At 50.6% G+C, this 21,429-nt stretch carries 21 protein-coding genes and 4 tRNA genes; 13 read left to right on the top strand and 12 right to left on the bottom strand.

Going from position 1 to position 21,429, the window contains the following annotated elements; genetic code table 11:
* The first annotated feature begins 117 nt into the window (after nucleotides 1-117).
* Both C5S61_RS11455 and C5S61_RS11450 read left to right on the top strand, forming a co-directional pair.
* Entirely contained in the window at nucleotides 118-933 is an 816-nt protein-coding gene (locus tag C5S61_RS11455; RefSeq protein ID WP_110515188.1) for an ABC transporter permease subunit, read from the top strand.
* Nucleotides 934-959: 26 nt separating this feature from the next.
* Nucleotides 960-1,715: an ABC transporter ATP-binding protein gene (locus C5S61_RS11450; protein ID WP_110515187.1), complete on the top strand. Its 756-nt coding sequence runs from the start codon at nucleotides 960-962 to the stop codon at nucleotides 1,713-1,715.
* Nucleotides 1,716-2,015: 300 nt separating this feature from the next.
* On the opposite strand, the gene C5S61_RS11445 is transcribed toward C5S61_RS11450, so the two are convergent.
* A complete protein-coding gene (locus C5S61_RS11445) occupies nucleotides 2,016-3,059 on the bottom strand; it encodes a hypothetical protein (protein ID WP_110515186.1) in 1,044 nt (347 codons plus the stop codon).
* Nucleotides 3,060-3,308: 249 nt separating this feature from the next.
* On the opposite strand from C5S61_RS11445, the gene C5S61_RS11440 reads away from it, so the two are divergent.
* Together C5S61_RS11440 and C5S61_RS11435 are read left to right on the top strand one after the other, a co-directional pair.
* Nucleotides 3,309-4,529: a metallophosphoesterase gene (locus tag C5S61_RS11440; protein ID WP_110515185.1), complete on the top strand. Its 1,221-nt coding sequence runs from the start codon at nucleotides 3,309-3,311 to the stop codon at nucleotides 4,527-4,529.
* A 291-nt stretch (nucleotides 4,530-4,820) separates the two neighbouring features.
* A complete protein-coding gene (locus tag C5S61_RS11435; RefSeq protein WP_124033421.1) occupies nucleotides 4,821-5,114 on the top strand; it encodes a hypothetical protein in 294 nt (97 codons plus the stop codon).
* A gap of 104 nt (nucleotides 5,115-5,218) precedes the next feature.
* Here C5S61_RS11435 and C5S61_RS11430 read toward each other — a convergent pair whose 3' ends face one another.
* From C5S61_RS11430 to C5S61_RS11405, 6 genes are all read right to left on the bottom strand, one after another.
* Entirely contained in the window at nucleotides 5,219-5,572 is a 354-nt protein-coding gene (locus C5S61_RS11430) for a VOC family protein (RefSeq protein WP_164689387.1), read from the bottom strand.
* Nucleotides 5,562-6,002 carry a winged helix DNA-binding protein gene (locus tag C5S61_RS11425; RefSeq protein ID WP_110515182.1) on the bottom strand — a complete coding sequence of 147 codons (441 nt, stop codon included), beginning with the start codon at nucleotides 6,000-6,002 and terminating at the stop codon, nucleotides 5,562-5,564. Before C5S61_RS11425 ends, C5S61_RS11430 begins: the two co-directional genes overlap by 11 nt.
* Before the next feature lie 46 nt (nucleotides 6,003-6,048).
* Entirely contained in the window at nucleotides 6,049-6,840 is a 792-nt protein-coding gene (locus C5S61_RS11420; RefSeq protein ID WP_110515181.1) for a helix-turn-helix domain-containing protein, read from the bottom strand.
* Between the two features lie 62 nt (nucleotides 6,841-6,902).
* Nucleotides 6,903-6,979 (bottom strand) — tRNA-Glu (locus tag C5S61_RS11415).
* A gap of 137 nt (nucleotides 6,980-7,116) precedes the next feature.
* Entirely contained in the window at nucleotides 7,117-7,929 is an 813-nt protein-coding gene (locus C5S61_RS11410) for an exonuclease domain-containing protein (protein WP_110515180.1), read from the bottom strand.
* A gap of 142 nt (nucleotides 7,930-8,071) precedes the next feature.
* A complete protein-coding gene (locus tag C5S61_RS11405; protein WP_164689385.1) occupies nucleotides 8,072-8,548 on the bottom strand; it encodes an aminoacyl-tRNA deacylase in 477 nt (158 codons plus the stop codon).
* 108 nt (nucleotides 8,549-8,656) lie between these two features.
* On the opposite strand from C5S61_RS11405, the gene C5S61_RS26845 reads away from it, so the two are divergent.
* The 7 genes from C5S61_RS26845 (at nucleotide 8,657) to C5S61_RS11375 (ending at nucleotide 12,838) form a co-directional block, all read left to right on the top strand.
* Nucleotides 8,657-8,729 (top strand) — tRNA-OTHER (locus C5S61_RS26845).
* Nucleotides 8,730-8,739: 10 nt separating this feature from the next.
* Nucleotides 8,740-8,809, top strand: a tRNA-Gly gene (locus tag C5S61_RS11400).
* Between the two features lie 24 nt (nucleotides 8,810-8,833).
* A tRNA-Trp gene (locus tag C5S61_RS11395) sits at nucleotides 8,834-8,905 on the top strand.
* 57 nt (nucleotides 8,906-8,962) lie between these two features.
* Nucleotides 8,963-10,390, top strand: a complete 1,428-nt coding sequence (locus tag C5S61_RS11390) for an SDR family NAD(P)-dependent oxidoreductase (protein WP_205701385.1) — start codon at nucleotides 8,963-8,965, stop codon at nucleotides 10,388-10,390.
* 12 nt (nucleotides 10,391-10,402) lie between these two features.
* Nucleotides 10,403-11,563, top strand: coding sequence for a leucine-rich repeat domain-containing protein (locus C5S61_RS11385; RefSeq protein WP_110515178.1), 1,161 nt, complete (start codon nucleotides 10,403-10,405; stop codon nucleotides 11,561-11,563).
* A gap of 28 nt (nucleotides 11,564-11,591) precedes the next feature.
* On the top strand, nucleotides 11,592-12,146 hold the full coding sequence (locus tag C5S61_RS11380; RefSeq protein WP_110515177.1) for a hypothetical protein: 555 nt from the start codon (nucleotides 11,592-11,594) through the stop codon (nucleotides 12,144-12,146).
* A 179-nt stretch (nucleotides 12,147-12,325) separates the two neighbouring features.
* Nucleotides 12,326-12,838 (top strand): GTPase domain-containing protein, encoded by a 513-nt coding sequence (locus C5S61_RS11375; protein ID WP_110515176.1) that lies wholly within the window; start codon nucleotides 12,326-12,328, stop codon nucleotides 12,836-12,838.
* Between the two features lie 229 nt (nucleotides 12,839-13,067).
* Here the strand turns inward: C5S61_RS11375 and C5S61_RS26840 are convergent, their stop codons facing one another.
* Genes C5S61_RS26840 through C5S61_RS11360 form a run of 4 tightly spaced genes read right to left on the bottom strand, consistent with a single transcriptional unit; the run spans nucleotide 13,068 to nucleotide 16,892 of the window.
* Nucleotides 13,068-13,241: a hypothetical protein gene (locus C5S61_RS26840; RefSeq protein ID WP_164689384.1), complete on the bottom strand. Its 174-nt coding sequence runs from the start codon at nucleotides 13,239-13,241 to the stop codon at nucleotides 13,068-13,070.
* 21 nt (nucleotides 13,242-13,262) lie between these two features.
* Complete coding sequence (locus C5S61_RS11370; RefSeq protein WP_110515175.1) at nucleotides 13,263-14,369, bottom strand: YihY/virulence factor BrkB family protein; 1,107 nt, start codon at nucleotides 14,367-14,369, stop codon at nucleotides 13,263-13,265.
* Between the two features lie 40 nt (nucleotides 14,370-14,409).
* Nucleotides 14,410-15,618 (bottom strand): AI-2E family transporter, encoded by a 1,209-nt coding sequence (locus C5S61_RS11365; protein WP_110515174.1) that lies wholly within the window; start codon nucleotides 15,616-15,618, stop codon nucleotides 14,410-14,412.
* On the bottom strand, nucleotides 15,615-16,892 hold the full coding sequence (locus C5S61_RS11360; RefSeq protein WP_110515173.1) for an AI-2E family transporter: 1,278 nt from the start codon (nucleotides 16,890-16,892) through the stop codon (nucleotides 15,615-15,617). Before C5S61_RS11360 ends, C5S61_RS11365 begins: the two co-directional genes overlap by 4 nt.
* 216 nt (nucleotides 16,893-17,108) lie before the next feature.
* Here C5S61_RS11360 and C5S61_RS11355 point away from each other — a divergent pair, with 216 nt between their 5' ends.
* Nucleotides 17,109-17,819, top strand: a complete 711-nt coding sequence (locus C5S61_RS11355; protein ID WP_012190338.1) for a response regulator transcription factor — start codon at nucleotides 17,109-17,111, stop codon at nucleotides 17,817-17,819.
* On the top strand, nucleotides 17,816-19,288 hold the full coding sequence (locus tag C5S61_RS11350) for a sensor histidine kinase (RefSeq protein ID WP_110515172.1): 1,473 nt from the start codon (nucleotides 17,816-17,818) through the stop codon (nucleotides 19,286-19,288). Before C5S61_RS11355 ends, C5S61_RS11350 begins: the two co-directional genes overlap by 4 nt.
* 412 nt (nucleotides 19,289-19,700) lie before the next feature.
* On the opposite strand, the gene metG is transcribed toward C5S61_RS11350, so the two are convergent.
* Nucleotides 19,701-21,425, bottom strand: a complete 1,725-nt coding sequence (gene metG, locus C5S61_RS11345) for a methionine--tRNA ligase (protein ID WP_110515171.1) — start codon at nucleotides 21,423-21,425, stop codon at nucleotides 19,701-19,703.
* Between the last annotated feature and the right edge of the window lie 4 nt (nucleotides 21,426-21,429).

Genomic DNA, 21,429 nt, shown 5'->3' with positions numbered 1-21,429 from the left:
ATCCGAAAGCCAATAGCCTCCAGCCAATAGCCCAATCCTAACAATCTGTGGAATTCGTGCAATTCGTGGCTAAAAACCTAGTCCCTGAACCCTAGCCCTTCAATAAGGAGCATGGCAATGGCATTGGCGATTGAACAAACAACGAGTGCGACGCGCCCCGCCCGACGGCTGCAACTGCGCCAATTGGGCCAACGCTGGCTGCCATGGCTGGTGCCAATTGTGCTGATTGGGGTGTGGCAACTTGCGGCAACGCTTGGCTGGCTCAGCGCACGGGTTTTGCCAGCACCCAGCACGATTCTGCAAACAACCTGGGATTTGCTGCTGCACCACAATTTGCTTGGCGATATTGCGATTAGTACACGCCGTGCCTTGGTTGGCTTGGCAATTGGTGGCAGCCTTGGTTTTGTGTTTGGGCTGTTGAATGGCACATTTCCACTCAGCGAACGGCTGTTTGATAGCAGTTTCCAAATGATTCGCAATATTCCCCATTTGGCGTTGCTGCCATTGGTGATTTTATGGTTTGGCATTGGCGAAACATCACGCCTCTTTTTGGTAGCGTTTGGCGTGTTCTTCCCGCTCTATCTGAATACCTATCACGGTGTCCGCAGCATCGATCCCAAGCTGCGCGAGATGGGCATTGTCTATGGGCTATCGAAATGGGGTTTGTTTCGCCATATTATCTTTCCCGGGGCGTTGCCCTCGATTTTGGTTGGTTTACGCTATGCCTTGGGAGTTATGTGGCTCACCTTGATCGTCGCTGAAAGCTTGGCATCCAACGCGGGCATTGGCCACTTGACCATGAACGCCCGTGAATTTATGCAAACCGACGTGTTGGTTATGGGCATTGTGATTTATGCCCTGCTTGGCAAATTGGCCGACACAATTGCTCGTTTGATCGAACGCCGCAGCCTTCGTTGGCAAGTTGGCGCATAAACAATAATCTCGTAGGAGTGTGTGTGATGAGTATTCGTGGCGTTGAATTAGGGCTGCGTGGTTTGGGCAAGGCGATTGCCAACCGCACAATTTTGCACGACATCAATCTTGAAATTAAGCCAGGCGAGTTTATCGCCGTCATCGGCAAAAGCGGCTGTGGCAAAACCACGCTCTTGCGCTTGATTGCTGGCCTCACCGAGCCAACCATTGGCCAAGTTGCGCTTGATGATAGCCCGCTCGCTGGCTTGAATCCGGCGGCGCGGGTAATGTTTCAGGATGCGCGCTTGCTGCCGTGGAAACGGGTTTGGGAGAATGTTGCGCTCGGTTTGCCTGGTCTCAATGCAGATCAAGCCCTGCAAGCCTTGCACCAAGTTGGCCTCGCCGATCGCGCCTACGACTGGCCTTTAGGTTTATCTGGTGGCGAACGCCAACGCTTAGCCCTCGCCCGCGCCATCGCCAACACCCCAAGTTTGTTGCTGCTCGATGAGCCATTTGGGGCACTCGATGCCCTCACACGGATCGAAATGCAGCAATTAGTCGAGCAATTGTGGTGGGCTCAGGGCTTCACCGCCATTCTCGTCACCCACGATGTTGAAGAAGCCATTGCCTTAGCCGACCGCGTGCTGTTGATTCAAAATCAACATATTGCGCTCAATTTGCCAATTCACCTGCCGCGTAGCCGCCAACGTGGCAGCGCCGAATTCGCCGCGATCAAAGATCAACTGCTGGGGGCAATTTTTGGCGCTGGCTATCCTTTGGCTACCCGCGTCGTCGGAGCATAAAAGAACATAGAGCATAGAACATAGAGCATAAATCGAGGGGTCAGGGGCTAGTTGTCATGGGTCGGCATATGAATAAGCCCCTAGCTACTGGCCCATGATCCCCTCACCCCAACCCCTCTCCCGTGCGCGGGCGAGGGGCTTTAATCTCGTGGTTCATCCGCAATGCATGGGTAAAAAAGAAGTGCTCCCCTCGCCCGCGTTCAGTGGGCGAGGGGGCTTGGGGGGTGAGGGAACATTGATGCCAATTCAATGAAACACTCTAGCTACTGGCCCCTGATCCCTCTCAACTGCCCCTTCGATTTAGCGAATGCCGAAGATAGTGATGATATGCGGCGTATCAATGATGACGTGCGGCGCGATAGCGTGATAGCCCCAGGCATGGACCGAGGCATTGCCTGTGCGCAAGGTCAGCACCGTTTTGATCATGCCAGCCCCAAAGTAATTGATCAGCATAAAGATAATTGAAATTAGCGCATTGGTTGGCGTGCTAAAGTTGGTCCAAGCCTCGGCCATGTGCACCAGCGCATAGCACAGACCGCCAAGCAGCACCGTGGTGATAGCCGAATTCGTCAGTTTGAGGAAGCGCGGAACCAAAATTGAATAGATCAGCACCATGGTTGGCAGCACAGTGCCAATGCCATAAATCACAAAGGAAAGTGGCAAGCCCAAGGCCAATTGGCTAAAACTTAAGCGATTGAGGCTGGTACTCAAGGTTGTTAACTCGAATAATATTTCTGAAATACCAATCACGCCAATTACCAGCAAATCATTGCGGCGATTGCTTGAGACCAAGTTGAGCTGAGCTGCCGAATAGCGCCGCCGAAACCACAGATACGGCCCAACCGCATAAACCACAAAATTATAAATTGCCCAGCTCCACACTTCGGCTACCGCTAAATCGCTATGCCCACCAACCAAAGTTCCTGCCAAATGAAAACTGAAGGGCTTGAAGCCCAATAACGGGCCTAAAACCCAGCCCAACGCTTGGCCAAACGCGGCATAGGCGATTAATCCAAGTGTTTCGCGCAAGGCTTGGCTCCGTTCAGGAGCGCGCGCAGCAAGATCAGGGATTGTGCGTTTGCGCGTGAGCATATAGGTCAAACCCATCAATACAAACACTTCAATCAGCATAATGCTTGGCACAAGCATCTGCATCAGAAAGGGCGCACCAGCAAACGCAGGCCGATCAAACGGCAACGCGCCATTGGTCAACAACACGATCAGGCCATGGCCAACAATCCACAAAACGAACGTCAATTGAACGCCACGATGGCTTAGTAATGTCCGAAACCAGCTTGCTTGGGTTTGCTGCTGCGCTGGCGCTTGGCTGATTGGTATTTGCACGCTATTGCTCCTTCAGATTAATGAGCAAACCATAAAGCCTGACACAGTGGCAGAGTCAAGTATCAATGTAAGCGCAACCACGAAGAGCGCGAAGGACACGAAGCTGAACAAGCATTGCAGAATTGTTGGCTTTTTGAACATCTATGACAAAGGCTTGGCAAGCAGGCAACTCGTAGTACACTACCTAGGTGCTTGCGATGGCGGCACAGCGAAATATGCAATTTAATCATCCCAGAGAGGAAATAGCGTATGGCTTCATCAGAGGCAAACAGCAGACCCCAACGTCGAGCACGACCGCAACAGCTTAATCGGAGCAAAATCGCCAGCATTGTGATGGCATGGATGGCCTTGTGCTGGCTGATTATTGGCAGCGTGTTTTATAGCATCATCCCTGGTGGTTGGTTCAGCATCGTCGGCTTGATGCTGCTGAGTTATATTCCATTGCTCTTCGTTGCGCGCTCGTTTGGCGGGCCGGTTGCACCATCGGCGCATCTGCGCTTATGGGGCTTTCGACCATTTTGGTATAGCCAATTGCTGTTGCCGCTGATGGCCATGGGTGGCTTGGTCGGTTTAATCATCGGCTTGCCGTTTCATAGCAGTGGCATCGTTGGGCGTAGCCTTGCTGGCGGCATTGGGCTACTCTATTTGGCAGGTATTGGCTTGGCCTATTTTGGCTCACGCCGCTTGGCCGTGCGCGAATTGACCGCCAATTTGCCGCAATTGCCCAGCGAACTGGCAGGCTTGAAGATTGTACAAATTTCGGATACTCATGTTGGGCCGCATACGTCGCGCCACCATTTGCGCAATGTGGTCGAGGCAATCGAAGCAGCCAAGCCCGATTTGATTGTGATGACTGGCGATCAAGTTGATGATTATGTCGATGATGTTAAGCCGTTTGCTGCTGCCTTCGGCCAGCTTTCAGCACCATTAGGTGTGGTCGCGATCGCAGGCAACCACGATGTCTATGCAGGGTGGGATGGCGTGCGCGCTGGCTTAGAACAGATGGGCATCAAAGTTTTAGTCAATCAAGCCACTGCTTTTAACTATCGCGGGGTGCGTTGGTGGTTGGCGGGCACTGGCGATCCCGCCGGAACCTATGTGGCAGCGGGTCGCGAAGCAGTTGGACCAGATATTGCCAAAACCTTGACCAATATTCCGGCCAACGATTTTCACGTGGTCTTGGCGCATAACCCAGCCCTCTGGCCAGCATTGGCCGAACGCAACGTACCATTGACATTGAGCGGGCATACCCACTACGGCCAATTTGCCATCCCCAAACTTGGCTGGAGCATGGCCTCAGCCTTTTTGGAACATTCAATGGGCCACTATCAAGTAGCGCAATCGCTGCTTTACATCAACCCAGGCACCAACTATTGGGGCATTCCCTTCCGGCTTGGCACCAAACCAGAAGTAACCGTGATTACGCTCCAACCAAGCCCAACAGCCTCGATCAACGATTCAAAAGCCTAAATTCCAAGTATTGTTCATCAAACCATCAGCAGCTAGAGCTATTGCATTCTAGCTGCTGTTTTTTTGTTACGCATTTGTTACAACAAACATAGTTGATCCCAAAATTATTTCTTTTATACTTAGGTTATGCAGTATCTTTTTAAAAGTAATTGGCTCGCAATATTAGCATTTACGAGCTGCTTGTTATTGCAATGGATCGGGTTGCGTCCATTAGTGCTCGGTATTTCAGCAACCCAGCTTATATTTGCCCGCAATGAGCCATTCAGTCACCGTTTCTTCCTGTATCTTATTATGAGTTTTAGTTTACTGATTGGTGGCTTATTTGCTCACAAGCACTATCTGCTGTTAGCGCCACTGATCGCAACTAGTAGCTATCTGCTTGGCGTTTGCTATCTACAAAATCTGTTTGTGAACCCCGATCTCTGGAAGTTTAGCCAGCGTGGCTACGGCGTTAGAGCGCTCAAAATTGCCAGCATTGGCCTAGCCCTTGGTTGGCTCGTTGATCGCTTAAGGCACAAGATTCGTATTCGCCAACGCCAACGCCGAGCCCTGCACACAGCAACGCTTTATCCGAATGAGCGATAAGGCGTTCAATGCGCAGGACTAAGCGAGACGGGAACCACAAAGAACGCGAAGAGCGTGAAGCTATGCTTATACCGATCGAATGCAAACGTCATGCTAATTGCACGTTAAAGCAGCGTACTCACCTCAATCAACATTGCTGAAGGCGCTTCAACGTAGAAGCCATAGCTGCCGCGCATTGGATGCGGTTGCTGAATTGTCGCCGCATATTCAGCCTGCAAACGGGCAAAACATTGGTCAACAGCAGCGGTCGATTCAAGAATAAAGCCCACATGAAAACCAGCAGGATACTGCGGTAGCTCGTTTTTTTGGCTTAAAACCAAGCTAAATTGGGCTTGGCCTTGCAAGACCGCCAAACTGGAGCCTTTGGTCGCCAGCACAGCAAAATCAAAATAACGACAAAAGAAATCACACGCCTCAGCCAAATCGCTAACAATCAAATTCAGATGATTAAGCTGCATTGCTGGCCTCGGCATTCTTAATGAGCTGCGCCAACACGTTGAGCGTTGTTTGATACGCTTCTGGCGTGATCTGCTGCATCAGTTGCGCCCGCTGCTGGTGCACCAAGCGCGTAACATCAGCAAAGCGCGCCTGCGCCGCTGGATCGATTGTGAGTTCGCAGGCCAGTACATCATGCTGAGTTACAATCGTCAGCCAATGGTGTTCAATCAAAGCTACGACGGTTGTGCGCAGGTTCGCGTGATCAGCCAACACAGCGCTGATCGTTGACACTGAATCCAAGCGCACTGGCTGCTGTTGCTGCACAATATTCAATAGTTGCCAAGCCAAACGCGATAAGCCAAACTGGGCCATTGCCCGATCCAAACATGCGGTAATCGCCTGATCGGCCTCTTTGAGCCAATAGCCGATTGGTTTTTGTTGCTCGTTCATCGTTACTCCTCGATAACAGAACAACAGCATACTGCCTGCACGAGGCTTAATCTTGTAAAAAATCGGCATTAACTTGCTGGCAAAATTGGCGCGGCGTAAGGCCAGCAAAATGGCGAAATTCATGCAGCAAATGGGCTTGATCGCTATAACCCAAATCGACTGCGAGCGCGGCAATCGATTGTTGTGGTTGCTGCACCAAGCGATCGCGCACCTGCTCAAAGCGAATCAAACGCGCCAGTTGCTTGGGCGTAATGCCCGTTATTTGGCGAAATTGGCGCTCAAATTGGCTTAGCGAGAGCTTTTGATGCTGGGCCAATTCGCTCATGCGCAGATTGCCAAGCTGTTGATAGAGCAGCAAACCGCTGTGGTGCAGCGCCAACGTGGGCTTGCTCGCACCCACGTGATCGATTAAATACTCATGAACGTGCTGCAACAGTGTAGCCAAATCGGCAGCCCGCGCCCAATGACGAACCTGATTGGCAAAACGTTGCCAGTGCAGCTCCTGAAGTGCCAATGGTTGATTCGGTACACAAGCTTGGCCTAGCAAATCGCCAACCGCCCACGCATAGATTTGAATGCCAACCAGTTGGCAAGCGCCAGTTGCATACAAATGCAATGGTTGCTGTTGCACGCCCAAAATAAACGCCGCTGGCAGCTCGCAGAGCGTGCCATTGGGTTGCAGCCATTGCAGCGGCGCACCACAGCAAATAATCAATTGGGCATACGAATCGGGAATAATTGCCTGCCGATTATAGTAGGCCTGCGATTCAGCCAAAGCCCACAGCTGCACAATCTGCGAACGCAGCGATGCGTCAACGTCCAAGCTTTGGTGTTGCATCAAGCCTCCTTGCCGCTAAAAGCAACGTTAAACAAAAAGACACTCGGCAAAACCGAGTGTCTTGGTGACGCATACGGGATTCGAACCCGTGATCTTCACCTTGAAAGGGTGACGTCCTAGGCCGCTAGACGAATGCGCCATGCAACGTTGTGTATTATATCCAGCAGCCGATTTTTGTCAAATTGCCCAACGAATGATCACGATTGAGCGATTGTTGCCTCAGCCCAACCCTGCGCCAGACTGCGGGCACAGGGCTTTGCTTTGACTAAGGCAAGATTATAATTCGACAATTGATAAGCGGTCGAGCGCGAACATGCGCTGCGCATTGCGCAAGTAGCAGTAGGCGTGCAAGATGTGGCGTTTGCCCTCAACCGTCAGGCCAATTGGCAATACCCGCCGCTCAACTGGGTCGCCGCCAGCAGTCCGATACGAAATCATCAACGATTGACGGCTGGTCATGGCCGTCGAAATTTCTTGAATCAACGGGCTTTCTTCATCGCCAGGCAACAGGCCCCGCTGAGCGCGCAGCAAATCGGCCAAGGTATGCACACCTTTGCGATACAAAATATCGAGCAGATGTTCAAAGACTGGGCGCAAGGCCACAACATCGCTCATGGCGCGGTGCGAAGGCGCTTTTTCGCCAAGGTTGGTCGCCAACGAAGTCAAATTGTAGCGCCGCGCAGTGATGTAGCGTCGCGCCAAAGCCAGCGTATCGATAACTGGAGTTTCCAACGGTGGCAAATTAATACGACCTAATTCGCTGGTCAAGAACCCAATATCAAAATAGGCGTTGTGCGCAACTAGCACTGCTTCGTGAAACAATTTATTGACCTTGGGCCAAACTTCGCCAAATGATGGTGCATTTGCGATCATTTCGGCACTAATACCATTAACCGCGAATGCAGCGGGATCAATTTCGCGTTGCGGATTTACCAAAAACTCACAACGATCAATAATCTCGCGACCTTGAATGCGCATTGCAGCCATTTCACAAATGCGATGCCCAATTTGAACATCTAAGCCAGTGCTTTCCATATCGAACAACACAAACGGAATGGTGTGCAACGGACGATCAAGGAGAGTATACATGCGTGCTTCATTTCTAGTTCCCGTGCGGGAAACATTTAACAACTTCGCTCGACAGTACGTGCAAAAGGCTTGCAAGGTTTGTCGTTACTGATTGTCAGTCTAACACGCTCATGTGTCAATATTTGTCATTTTAATAATCAGTTTAGCTCTGGTCGTCGCTAATATCGGCCACTTGGGCTTTGGCTGCTTGTTGTAAATGGCTTGGCGCTACCAACATTTGCAAGCCACGTTGGCCGGCGCTCAAACTAATGCGCGCATGCTGAAAGGCACTGAAATCGAGCACAACCGGCATTGCCCGCCGCGTACCCAACGGCGAAACCCCACCCTTGAGATAGCCAGTCAAGCGAGTTAATTCCTCGATCGGAGCCATTTCAACCCGTTTATCGCCAATTGCATCGGCTAATTTCTTCAGGCTCAAATGATGATCGCTCGGCACAACTGCCAACACATAGCCTTTTTTCTCGCCTTTGACGAGCAAGGTTTTAAACAACATATTCAACGGCAAGTTGAGCTTTGTAGCAGCTTCTTCGGCAGTAAATTCAGTTGCCTCAAAGCTCAATAGCTCAAAATCGCTAGTCACACGGCACATCACATCAGTTGCTCGGGTTCTGGTTCCCATCATTGGCCTCCATTTGCGTTTATGGATAGCATTATAGCGCTTGATTACGCCGATTAAACCCGCCTAAAGCCGCATGCCACAGCAAAAATAGGCGGTATAATCAACCTTGAAATAGTAGCTCAATTGGAAGAGCGCTTAGCCCAAATACTTTGAGATGTGGTTTCGAGGCCCACCTATTTCAAACTTGGCCATGAACCGTAGCTTAATGAAAAGCATTACCTTGCCAAGGTAGTGATAGCGGTGCAAATCCGCTCGGTTCATGGCCTTGATCGCAGCTCAAGATATGAAATAGTAGCTCAATTGGAAGAGCACTGGCCTCCAACTCCGGGGATGTGGGTTCAAGGCCCACCTATTTCAGCCAAGCTCGCGCTGTCGCTTAATGAAAAGCATTGTTTCGCCAAATCAAAGATGGCGGTGCAAATCCGCCCAGCAGCGAGTTTGGCCAAATTTGGCTTATTGAATAACGAAAGGAGCACATGTATACAATTTTCAGCAGAACAGATTGAGCTTTGCTTAACGATTTTGCAACAGATTGCTGATGATCCCAGCCAGATCGACCAGCACGACCGTTTTAAATCATTGGTTGCCAAAATCTATAAGCAAGGCCGCAAAGCCCAAAACGACCGCAAACGCCAACAAATGGTCAATCACGATCAACACTTGAGAGAGCAGACAATCCTTCTGCAACACAAACGCGGCCAAAACGCGCCGCCAGTATTGCCAAGCGAAGCAACTAGCGAGTTGCAACGCGCCAATCATTGTTATAGCTGCAAGCAATCGTATACCAGCCTACACTTTTTTTATCATGCGCTGTGTCCGGCATGCGCTGAACTGAATTATCAAAAACGCCAACAACGCGCCGATCTGACTGGGCGGGTGGCGGTGGTTACTGGTGGCCGGATTAAAATTGGCTATCAATTGGTGTTGCGCCTATTGCGCGATGGCGCACGGGTCATTGCAACCACGCGCTTTGCCCACGATTGCGCCCAACGGCTCAAAGCCGAGCCAGATAGCCACGAATGGCTTGATCGGGTGCAAATTTATGGCTTAGATTTGCGCATGCTGCCAGCGGTTGAGCAATTTATTGCCCATTTGCACGCCACCGAGCCAAGCATCGATCTGCTGATTAACAACGCAGCCCAAACGATCAAACGGCCTTATGAGTTTTATCGGCCTTTGATCGAAGCCGAACGCCAAGCGCAGAATGAAGATCAGCACCTACTGGTTCATCATGAGCAACAGCATTTGGATTTGCTCAAGCAGAGCCAGAGCTATGCTTTGCTTGGAACAGGCCAGCATGTGATTGATCATACACGCCACGATTACGATGGCTTGCCACTCGATTATCGTGAGCACAATAGTTGGTCGTTGCTGCTTGATCAGATTGATACGCGCGAGTTGCTCGAAGTGCAATTAATCAATGCGGTTGCACCATTTATGCTCAATAGTCAGCTCAAACCATTGTTGTTGCGCTCGCCATTTGCGCGGCGCTTTATCATCAATGTTTCAGCCATGGAAGGTCAATTTCAGCGTACCAGCAAAACTGCACGCCATCCGCATACTAACATGGCCAAAGCAGCGCTGAATATGCTCACCAGAACTGCGGCCCAAGATTATGCCCAAACTGGCATTTTTATGAATAGCGTTGATACCGGCTGGATTACCGACGAAAATCCGTATGCTAAGCAGCAGATGTTGCAAAATGAGCATGGGTTTTATCCGCCGCTTGATGCAATTGATGGCATGGCACGCATTTACGATCCGATTGCCCAAGGCATTAATCACGCTGACGAGCCATTGTTTGGCCATTTTTTGAAAGATTACGCGCCATTTCCATGGTAAAGGAGCGCCACAATGAGCGAACCAGTGCTATGCCCAATTCAAGAGCCGCTTGCGCAGCCCAATAACCAGGCTGTTTTGCAACCATTGCTTGCGCATTTATGCCACAATCAGCCAGTAACCAGCGCTACAAGTTTTACGCGCGGAACCGTGCTGCCTGATGGCCGCTTAGATTTATGTAAACAGCAACTTGGCATCGAGGGCTGCCAACTGGTGACCCAAGCGCTTACCCAAAATACCACAATCAAAAGCCTGTTGCTGGGAACAAATGGCATCGGCAATGCAGGCGCAGCAGCAGTTGCCCAACTCATCGAGCAAACTCCAAGCTTAGAAATTGTCTATCTTGGATGCAATGCAATTGAAGCGAGTGGCGTTGAAGCATTAAGCCAAAGCCTGCGCAACAATCGCAATGTGCATGGCCTCTGGCTCAAGCGCAACCCGCTCGGCCTCGCGGGCGCGCAAGCAATTGCCACCCTGCTTGAGCACAACCAACATTTGCGCACGCTCGATTTGGTCAATACCAATTTGGGCATGGAAGGCTTTGGTCTGATTATGCAGGCCTTGATTCGCAGCAATCGCAGCCTTGAGCGCATTTATCTGAGTGGCAATCAGCTTGAGCTAGAGGCCGCCGAGTTATTAGTCGCATTGCTACAGCATAATTCAACGCTCAGCGAGCTTTATTTAAGCGTCAATCAATTTGGCGATCGTGGCGCACAGATTTTGGCAGAAGGCCTAGCTGTCAATCAAACGCTGCGGGTTTTGGAGCTTTCGAGCAATGGCATTGGCTTTGCAGGCGGCGCACCCTTGATCGAAGCAGCCTTTGCCCATCCACGGCTTGAGCAATTTAAGCTTGGCTATGCACCTTCAACCAAGGTTTTAGCGGCGCAGGCCAACCAACTTGGCGATCGCGGCGCACAACTCATTGGCCAATTGCTGCCAATCAATCAGCGGCTGCGTCAACTCGACCTAACGCGCAATGGCATTAGCAAGCTTGGCCAAACCAGCCTGGCTCAAGGCTTGGAGCATAATCAGAGTGTGGTAGAATTGGCGCTTAATAATTTGCAAGAGCCATTGATCAAACACTATCTAGAGCGCAACCGCCAAACAGCGCCGCCAATTCAGCCGCCTGCGGATATTGCGCAAATCAAGAGTGTTTATCGTACTAATATCGAATAAATTTACGCTAGGAGATGGAGAAAGACCCATGTTCAAACCAAAACCACAGCTTAAGCTCTCGAAACAGGGCATCAATGCAGTCTTGCTGATTGGCGGCATTGGCGCAAGTTTTCTGTTGATCACGACGCTAATTATCACGCTCTCAACCAAAGAACTTGATGGTTTTTTATTTTGGTTCAACTTACTGGGATTTCTCATCGTGTTGGTGAGTATTCGGCTGGTGCTACGGAGGCCGGGCATGTACGAATTGCCACCGCCGCCAGTAATGCCAACCAACCCTGATCCAAGTCAAGGCTATTATGTCCCGCCAGCGTATGTCAATGAATCACCAGGGCCATTTGTTCATGGCCGTGGTATGAGTTCAATCCCGCCAATGCGCGCAACCTTGCGTGGCAAATTTGCCTTAGCTGGCACATTTATTTTGGGTTTTGTGGTCATGATTGGCTTGATGGCAATTTTGTCGCGCGTTGCGAAACTTGATAATGATACATTCACCACAATTTTCGTCCTTGGAATGGTTGCGGTTGCCGTCGCAGCACCCAACATTTTGCGCTTACCAGGCATGCGCAAACCCAGACAATAAATCCGATCCACGAAGATCACGAAGGCTATAGGCTGTTGGCTATGGGTTTTAGGATTAATCACCTCTTGCTCATGATGATCCACGAAGGACACGAAGCGCACGAAGGGTTAGCTTTGTGCGCTTCGTGGATTAACATTATGTTCTATGCTCTATGTTCTTCGTGGATCAAATGGGGGATTATGTTAAATATCGCCTATATTGGCCGAACGGCAGCTGGCAAACTAACGAATTTGAAAGCTCTAGCCAAACAGTTACCCCAGCACATTCGCCAGCCATTGAACCAAGTCTGGATAGAATCAGGTTTTTACTATTATCAACTTGGCCTGCATTATGGCGGGCATAACCTCACCCTCAACGCCAATCATGGGGCAATTCTGTTTCAACGCCATCAATTACATATCCTAAATGATGCCGATGGTGTAGTATTCGTGCTTGATTCGAATCGCGAACTGCTTGAGCAAAATATTCTGCTGCTGCGCACAAGTTGCAGCTATTTGGCTCAACAAGGCAGGCTGGCAAAAATCGCCAAGGTTATTCAATTCAACAAGTATGATCTGCCAGATCCATATTTAACGTCGCTAGCTAATTTTCAACACTATTGCAACTCAATGAACTGGCCAAGCATCGCTACGAGTACAGTCAATCAGCAAAATTGTGTTGAAACATTGGATTTACTGCTTACCCAAGTTTGATCTACGCAGAAACGAGGCTATAGGCTATTGGCGTTAGGCTTTTGATTTTACTTCATCCCTCATCCTTCTATTATTTTAGCCACGAATTGCACAGATTGCACGAATAATTATCCAAATAGCCCATAGCCTGACCCTTGGCCCCTTCATCCCTCATCCTTCATCCTTCATCCTTCGGTTCTCTGCGCCTCTGAGTTGAATATTCCGATCCCCAAACCCCGATCCCCGATCCCTATGTTCTATGCTCTTCTTTTGGTGGATCGCCAATCGGCGGTTGGGGTCTGCTTGGTGGATCGCCAATCGTGGGCGGCGCATCATTGGCTGGCTCAATTGGCGGGTCGCCAATCGGCTCGGATTCAGGTGTTGGTGGCTCGATTGGTTTTGGCTGATCGCTTTGGTCGCTCATCGCAATATCCTCATACTAAAGTTAGGCTTTGCCGTTGCGCAAGGTTCGAATAAATTGGATAATCGCAACTAGCGTACCAACAATACTCATCACGACCCCCAAAACCACACCCAAGGCCGTGCCCCCAACCGCATAGGTTGCTTTTTGTTGCGATGTAGCCAGCGCTGGCGGCAAGGCGGTCGTCGGCAGATCGGGCGGCGTGGGCAAGGCGATTGCTGGCGCTCGTTTCGCACGCCGAGTTTGATTCCAATCGGTATAGACACGGCAAAATTCCGCGCCAAAAAAGATAATTTGGCTGGCGTAATAAATCCATGCTAGCAGCGCGATAAAGGCCGCCACTGTTGTCGAAGCTGTATATTTATTGCCGCCAAGAAACAGCGAAAGCACGATTTTGCCAATTTCCCACAGCGCTGCGGTCAAAATCGCGCCTGGCAATATATCACGCCAGCGCATTTTGGGCTTGGGCATGGCAAAAAATAGCAAAAAGAATATCAAAACATTAATCGCAAAAGCTACGACAAAGGTGAAAATTTGCCAGCCAACCCCAACCCCAGGCAAATTGAAGCTCTTGGACAAATTTTCTAAGCCTTGCAAAACCGACGAGAGCACCAACGAGCTAATTAAGAGCAGGCCAATGACCAATACCAAGGAAAATGCTTTGCCGCGCTCAATCACGGTACTTCTGATTGTATACAGAAAATTGCCCTGTTTTGGCTGAATATCCCAAATCACATCAAATGATTTATCGATTTGCACAAAAATTCCGCTAGCAGCAAAAAAAGTTGTAATGAGTGCAATTGGCGCGTTTGTGCCAGCTTGTTGGCTTAAGCTTTTCAAAATTTCAACCAGTGCATTACGAATTGATGAGTTATCAACGCCAACTTGGGGGCTGGTTTGAAAGACTTGCATCATTGAGTCAACTAAGGTCTTTTCAACATCAGTACCTGTATCGCCTTGCAATCGCAACCAATATCCTAAGATCGAAAGTAATAATAAAATCAAGGGAAAGATTGAAAATACCGCGTAATACGCCAACGATGCGGCCATACGCGAACAATCATCATCATTCCAAGCTTTAACCGTGCGTTGCAGCAATGGCCAAGCGGTTTTCGTAACCCATTGTTTCATAAATTGCGCCTCATCTCACACTAGGCGATTAATTGCCCGATTATGCTTGTTCGCGGTTGAGCATGCCAGCGCTGCCAAGCACGCTTTGGGTTTCATCCATCAGCTCTTCAATTTGGCGAATATACGATTGATGTTGGGCCGTCGCCGCAACTTCAGCAGTAACCTCGTCTTGCTGAATTGTGACCAAGCGCTCACGCAGCACTTGCAGTTGGTTGCGGTAGGTAGCAGTCAATTGTTCATCAATCGCTTTGTTAAACCACAACTCGCGGCCCAAAATTTGAATCGTCGCTGCCAAGGGTGGCGCAATCAGCATGCCCAAAATCCCCGAAGCCTGGGCCATGACCATCAATATCAAGACCACCAGCACCGGGCTAACGCGGTTGGCTCCGTATAAACGTGGCTCGACCCAAATTTGCAGCATTGCAAAAACGGCAATCGTTGATAAACCAGCCAACAACGCAACTGGCAAGCCGACCAACATTCCCATCGCGACCGCTGGAATCAGCGCCAACAACACCCCAACCCACGGCACAAGCCACGCAATCGCAATCCATAAGGCCAGCAAGGTTGGGTACGGCATGCCAATTAATTCAAATATAATGCCCAAGCTAATGCCCGCCAACGAGCTTTGCGCCACTTCGCTGCGAATATATGCGCCGACTTCAAGCTCAACCGCCCGCCAAATCGTGCGCGCACGCTGGCGATGTTTGGCATTAATTAATGAGAGCCACAAACGCTCAAATCGATTTTGATCAACCGCCCAATAGGTGCTCAGCGAGAGCAAAATGACCAACTGGGCCAGAAAATCAAACACTCCACTGCTAAACCCAATAATGCTATCTACAACTGCCGTGCCATCGGTGCCAGCCATATAATCAAGCAAGCCTTGGCGCGATGGCAATTCGCTGGCAATCGTTTGTTGCCATTGTTGGCCGTTGGGCCATGTGATGGTGATATTGGTATATAAATTGAGCAATTGATCGCCAGCCCGTTGCAATTCAGTCAACAAGCCGCGGCTAATCACTGCAAACAAGCTGCCAAAAAAGATAAAGCTCGCAAAATAAACCAAGCCATAGGCCGCGCCACGACTCATCCCGCGATCAATCAAGCGTTGAGCAAATGGCCGAACTGCCGAGGCAATCACCAACGAAACCAAAAAGAGCAACACCGCAGCGCTAAACATCCACATCAGCGCCACGAGGCCAATTGTGAAAAGGATGGTTGCAGTAACTCGCGCAAGCTGTTTCATGCGGCTAGTTCCTCGCCGCTATTGATCGCCGCTAACATGCCATCCAAATCAACAATCACATGCTCAAGTTGATCATCAAACACAATATTGGCTTCATCTTCGTTTTCATCAGCCCGATTATGCCGCTGCAAGGCTTGGAGCAATTGTTGCGATTCGTAATGCAACACGCCAAAGCGATCGCGGCGGGTTACATTCGTGCCGGCTTCACTTTGATTAAACACCAAGCGGCTGAAGATAATTTGGACAATTGCCGCCAATGGCACGGCCAAAATCCCACCTGCCAAGCCCAAAGTCGCGCTAAATGCAGCAAATGCGACCAACGTCAGCACTGCATTGACCCCAACCGCGCGATCCATGACCTTGGGAACCAAGAACGTGCCTTCGATTTGCTGAATCACCACAGTTGCCACAATCACCCAGGTAAACGCGGTTACATCGCCTTGCGCAAGCGTAATCAGCAATGGCGGCACAGCGCCAAGCACCGGCCCCAGAATTGGAATTGTCTCCAGCAAGCCGGCCAAAATGCCCAACACAATCGCATAATCAATGCCAATCAACAGGTAGGCAGCGGTCGAAAGTGCGCCAATCGAGAAATCAAGAATCAATTGGCCGCGAATAAACGCACCCATTTTGGCTTGAATTTCAGCAATCAGCGAACGCCAATTCTCACGCTTTTCGACATCAACTAATTGCAATAGCGTGCGTAGCACCCGATCGCCATCGAGCGTCCAGTAGAAGCCAAGCAATAATGTAGCAATCACCACAAAAACACTAATGCCCGTATTTTCGAGCACACTAACTAATTGGCTCACCGCCACATCAGTTTGTTGTTGGTTGGTTTCGGCGGGAGCAACGCCCGAGAGCGAAAGCGGTGCATCAAGCGGCAAACGAGCAGCCAAATTGCGAATAAAACTACTACGCGAGGAAACTAAAAACTGGCGCGCATCGTGGTAATAATCGGGTATTTTGGCGGTAATCGCGGTAATTTGCTCGGTAATCAGCGGAGCCATCAACACCACGACCCCAATCAGCAAGCCCAATAACAGCAGGTAGGCGATAATTACCCCCAGCTGCGGCGAGATTTTGAGCCGTTGCAAAATTTGCACCAGCGGGCGAATTGCTGTGCTGAGCACAAACGCAATAAACGCCACCACAAACACACTATAAAAATTAACAATCACAAAAGCGAGGCCGATCATCGCAAGGACGACCAAAGTTGCGGTCATGACACGCCGCGTTGTCCAACGAGCGAGGGTCAACGAAAGCTCGTCCATTGGCGACTCCCATACACAAATATGCTTGGCTGGATTGATACAGGCAGGATTTAAGCAACAACTATACCAAAAACATCGCTTGTAGCAAGCGTAAAATTAAGCCAATCCTTAACCGATTCTTGCCAGATTTTCAGCAGAGTGTGCTATGCTAGGGGAATAATTCCGAATCCCACCACCTCAGCGGTGTTGCCTATTATTCAAGAAGGAGTGTGCTGCATGAGCCAACCGCAAGCTGCTGCACGAATTTTGGTTGTCGAGGATGAAAAAGAAATTGCTGGCTATTTGCGGCGAGGTTTGGCCTTCGAAGGATTTACAGTCGAGGTAGCACACGATGGGCCAACCGGCATTGCCGCTGCCCGCGAACGCCCCGCCGATCTGGTGATTCTCGATATTATGTTGCCAGGCATGGATGGCTTTGAGGTTTGTCGGCGCTTGCGTGCTGGCAGCGATGTTCCGATCATTATGCTAACTGCCAAAGAAACCGTGCCCGACCGCGTGATGGGCTTGGAAAGCGGAGCTGATGATTATTTGATCAAGCCCTTTGCCTTTGAAGAATTGCTTGCCCGCATTCGGGCTTTGCTGCGTCGCCATGTAGCGCGCACCGAAGGCCCGGTTGTGCTGCAAGTTAATGGCTTAGAGATGAACACTGCTTCGCGCGAGGTTACGATTGCTGGGCGTGCGGTGCAGCTAACCGCCAAAGAATACGAATTGCTCGAATTATTTATGCGTCACCCGGGCCAAGTGCTAACTCGCGATGTGATTTACGATCGGGTTTGGGGCTATGATTTTGGCGGCGAATCGAATATCATTGAGGTCTATGTGCGCTATTTGCGCCAAAAACTCGAAGAATCGGGCGAAGGCCGCATGCTGCACACCGTGCGCGGCGCTGGCTATATCTTACGTGAACAACCCTACGGTGAACGATGACACTACGCTATCGGCTAACCTTCATTTCCGTTGCCTTTATGACCCTTGGATTGCTCATTCTGGGGTTGACGCTCTATTCTGCTGAACGGGCGATTTTGCTCAATGGCGTGCGCGATGATTTGGTGCGGGCTACCAACCAAATTCAAAGCCAATATGCCCAAGCCAAAAAGCCACTCGAGCGCTATTTCAGCGGCACAAGCATCTCGTTGTTGCCTGTGCCCAACGAAGATTTTGAAGGTTCGCCGATTTCGGTCGCGGTCTTTTATCCCAACGGCGTGCGCTTGGCGGCAACGCCCGCGTTTATGGGCGAAGGCCCAAGCCTCGATAGCACTGAATTGGCTTCGGCGCTCGAAAAAAATTCAGTCATGAGCACCAAGCCATCGGCTTATGGCCGCACCATGCAAGTGGTTTCGCCATTAACCTTCGATCACACGGTGGTCGGCGTATTGGTTGCTAGCCAATCGTTGCGCACGGTTGATCGCGCCTTGGATACCTTGTCGTTGGTGTTTTTGATTGCTGGCTCGCTCACGATTGTGCTGATGTACCTTGGGATTAGCCAAATTACCAAGCGTGGTCTGCGCCCAATTGATATGATTGCCAATACTGCCGAGCAAATTGTGCGTGCCGAAGATTTGAGCCGCCGGATCGCCGTGGCCAATCCCCACGATGAGCTTGGTCGGCTGGCCACCATCACCAACGATTTGCTAGCGCGCATGGAAGGGTTGTTCAACACCCAAAAACGGCTCACCGCCGACGTTTCGCATGAATTGCGCACGCCGCTCGCCGCCATGCGTGGCAATCTCGAAGTGCTGCGCCGCGGCGCAATGCACAACCCCGAATTGCTCAGCGAATCGCTCAGCGACTTAGAACGCGAGGTTGTGCGGTTGAATCGTTTGGTCAACGACCTGTTGTTTTTGGCCCAAACCGAGGCGGGCGTACAAATGCGCAGCGAGCCAGTTGAGCTTGATACCTTGATTTTGGAAGTATTTCGCGAATTGCGTCCACTCGCCGAGCATGTCAAGCTGCAAATTGGCAGCGAAGATCAAGCAACGGTTATCGGTGATCGCGACCGACTCAAGCAAGCAATGCTCAATCTGGCCTACAACGCGATTCAACATACGCCCGACGATGGCACAGTTACCCTCAGTTTGGAACGGGTTGGGCGCGAAGTGGCGCTGCGCGTGCAAGATACTGGCGAAGGCATTCCGCCTGATGTATTGCCCAATATCTTCCAGCGTTTCTATCGCGCCGACAAATCGCGGGTACGCAAAGGCGGCGGCGCTGGCATTGGCCTAGCAATCGTCAAATGGATTACCGATGCCCATCGGGGCACAATCGAAGTCCGATCAAACGTTGGCGAAGGCAGTATTTTTACCTTGTGGCTACCCTTAGCACCAGCCACCGATCGGCTCATCACCAGCCAACTCCGCGATTCGCCATCGCAACCATTGCCCGTTATCCGGCAATAACGATATTTTAACCGCGAAGAACGCGAAGGACACGAATGGGAATGAGGGCTATAGACTGAAGGCTATCGGCTATCGGAACATTGCATGAAATTTCAAACAATCTCCCATAGTCAAAAGCCAATAGCCAAAAGTCCTTTCCCCATTCGTGTCCTTCGTGGTTTAATCAAGTCTTGGTGGATATAAACCTATCCCGATAGCCAATAGCTGTAATGGTTCATTAGGTTATCAATCGTATTCCCTCACCCCCCAGCCCCCTCTCCCACAAAAACGCGGGCGAGGGGGAGCCGACTCTTTTTTATGAAGGATTTGGGGGAGAACCATGGCGTTAAAGCCCCTCGCCCGCCGCGTGGGAGAGGGGTGGGGGTGAGGGGATCAAGCTGTGGTTAACCCAATGAACCATTACAAATAGCCTCTACTCCGTTGGTAATTCGAGCTTTTTGAACAACACTGTTGGCGCTGCTAATTCGCGGCCTGCTGGCAGATCGCTCCATTCCCAGCGTCCAACCCATGTGCTTGGTTCGCAAGTCAGCACTTCGTGGCTGTGCTGGCTTTCTTGACGTTCCTCAAACAGCAATGGCCCGGCCAAATAGCCTTCATTACCCAAGAGTTCGTGCAATTTTTGGCTGGTGAAAGGCAAAAATGGCGTGAACAAGGTGCGCAAATTGTTGATTGCTTGCAACGCAACATACAAAATCGTGCCGCCACGCTCGCGATCGGTTTTGAGCACTTTCCATGGTTCTTGGCTAGCCAAATATTCGTTGACCGAACGCGCCGCTGCCATCGTCGCAATCAAGGCTGCTTTGAAATGAGCTTGCTCCAATTCCTTGCCAACGGTTTCAAAGGCGTTGCGCACGGTTGCCAAAGCAGCTTCATCTTCGGCGGTCAGGGCTTGTGGCGTTGGCACATGGCCAAAATTCTTGTGGGTGATTGAAAGCACCCGATTGACCAAATTGCCCCACGTTGCAACCAATTCTTCGTTGTTGCGCCGAATAAATTCGCTCAGCGACCACTCGGTATCCGAGGTTTCGGGGCCAGCAATCACCAAGAAATAGCGCAACGGATCGGGATCATACTGGGCCAAAAATTCGCCCACAAACGGAATGCTATTGCCCTCAGCACGTGATGATGAGATTTTCTCGCCGCCAGCCAAGGTCAAAAACTCGCTGCTGACCACTTCGTAGGGCAATTCAAGCTCGCCATGGCCAATCAGCATGGCTGGCCAAATGACGCTATGAAACACAATATTGTCTTTGCCCATAAAGTAGTAGTGACGGGCCTCTGGGTTGAGCCACCATTCGCGCCAAGCCTCAGGCCGCCCAACCTTGGTTGCCCATTCAACCGCTGCCGAAAGATAACCAATCACCGCATCAAACCAAACGTAAATCCGCTTGCCATCGAATTCGTCGCCTTCGACCGGAATTGGCACACCCCAGGTTAAGTCACGGGTAATTGCACGGGCTGGCACTTCTTCAAGCAAGCCCAACGAAAAGCGTTTTACATTTGGTCGCCAATGTTCTTGGCTTGAAATCCATTCGCGCAAACGCTCGACAAAGGCTGGCAAATTCAAGAAAAAGTGGGTTGTTGGCTTGAATATCGGCGTTGCACCGCTCAAAGTCGAACGTGGCTCAATCAAATCGACCGGATCAAGTTGCTTGCCACAGTTATCGCATTGATCGCCGCGCGCCTTGGTGTAGCCACAATGCGGGCACGTGCCTTCGACGTAGCGGTCGGGCAAAAAGCGCTTGTCGGCTTCGCTATACGTACCAATCATTTCTTTGGCAAAAATATAGCCTTTTTCCTGCAAGCGGGTAAAAAATGCTTGGGTTATTTGGTAATGATTTTCGGTCGATGTGCGGGTAAACAAATCATACGACAAGCCCAAATCACGCAAGTTGTTGCGAATTTCAGCATTGTAGAAATCGGTGACTTCGCGCGGCGTTTTGCCCTCGCGCTCAGCACGCACCGTAATGGGCGTGCCATGATCGTCGGTACCGCTGACCATCAAAACATTATTGCCGACCAAACGTTGATAGCGGGCAAAAACATCGCTGGGCACGCCAAAGCCTGCAACGTGGCCAAGGTGACGTGCGCCTGAGGCATACGGCCAGGCTACCGCCACTAAAATATTTTTTGACATACAC

Origin of the sequence: Herpetosiphon llansteffanensis, assembly GCF_003205875.1 — a bacterium.
GTDB lineage: Bacteria > Chloroflexota > Chloroflexia > Chloroflexales > Herpetosiphonaceae > Herpetosiphon > Herpetosiphon llansteffanensis.
Note: the sequence above shows the minus strand (reverse complement) of the source record. Positions and strands in the feature narration are given on the sequence as shown.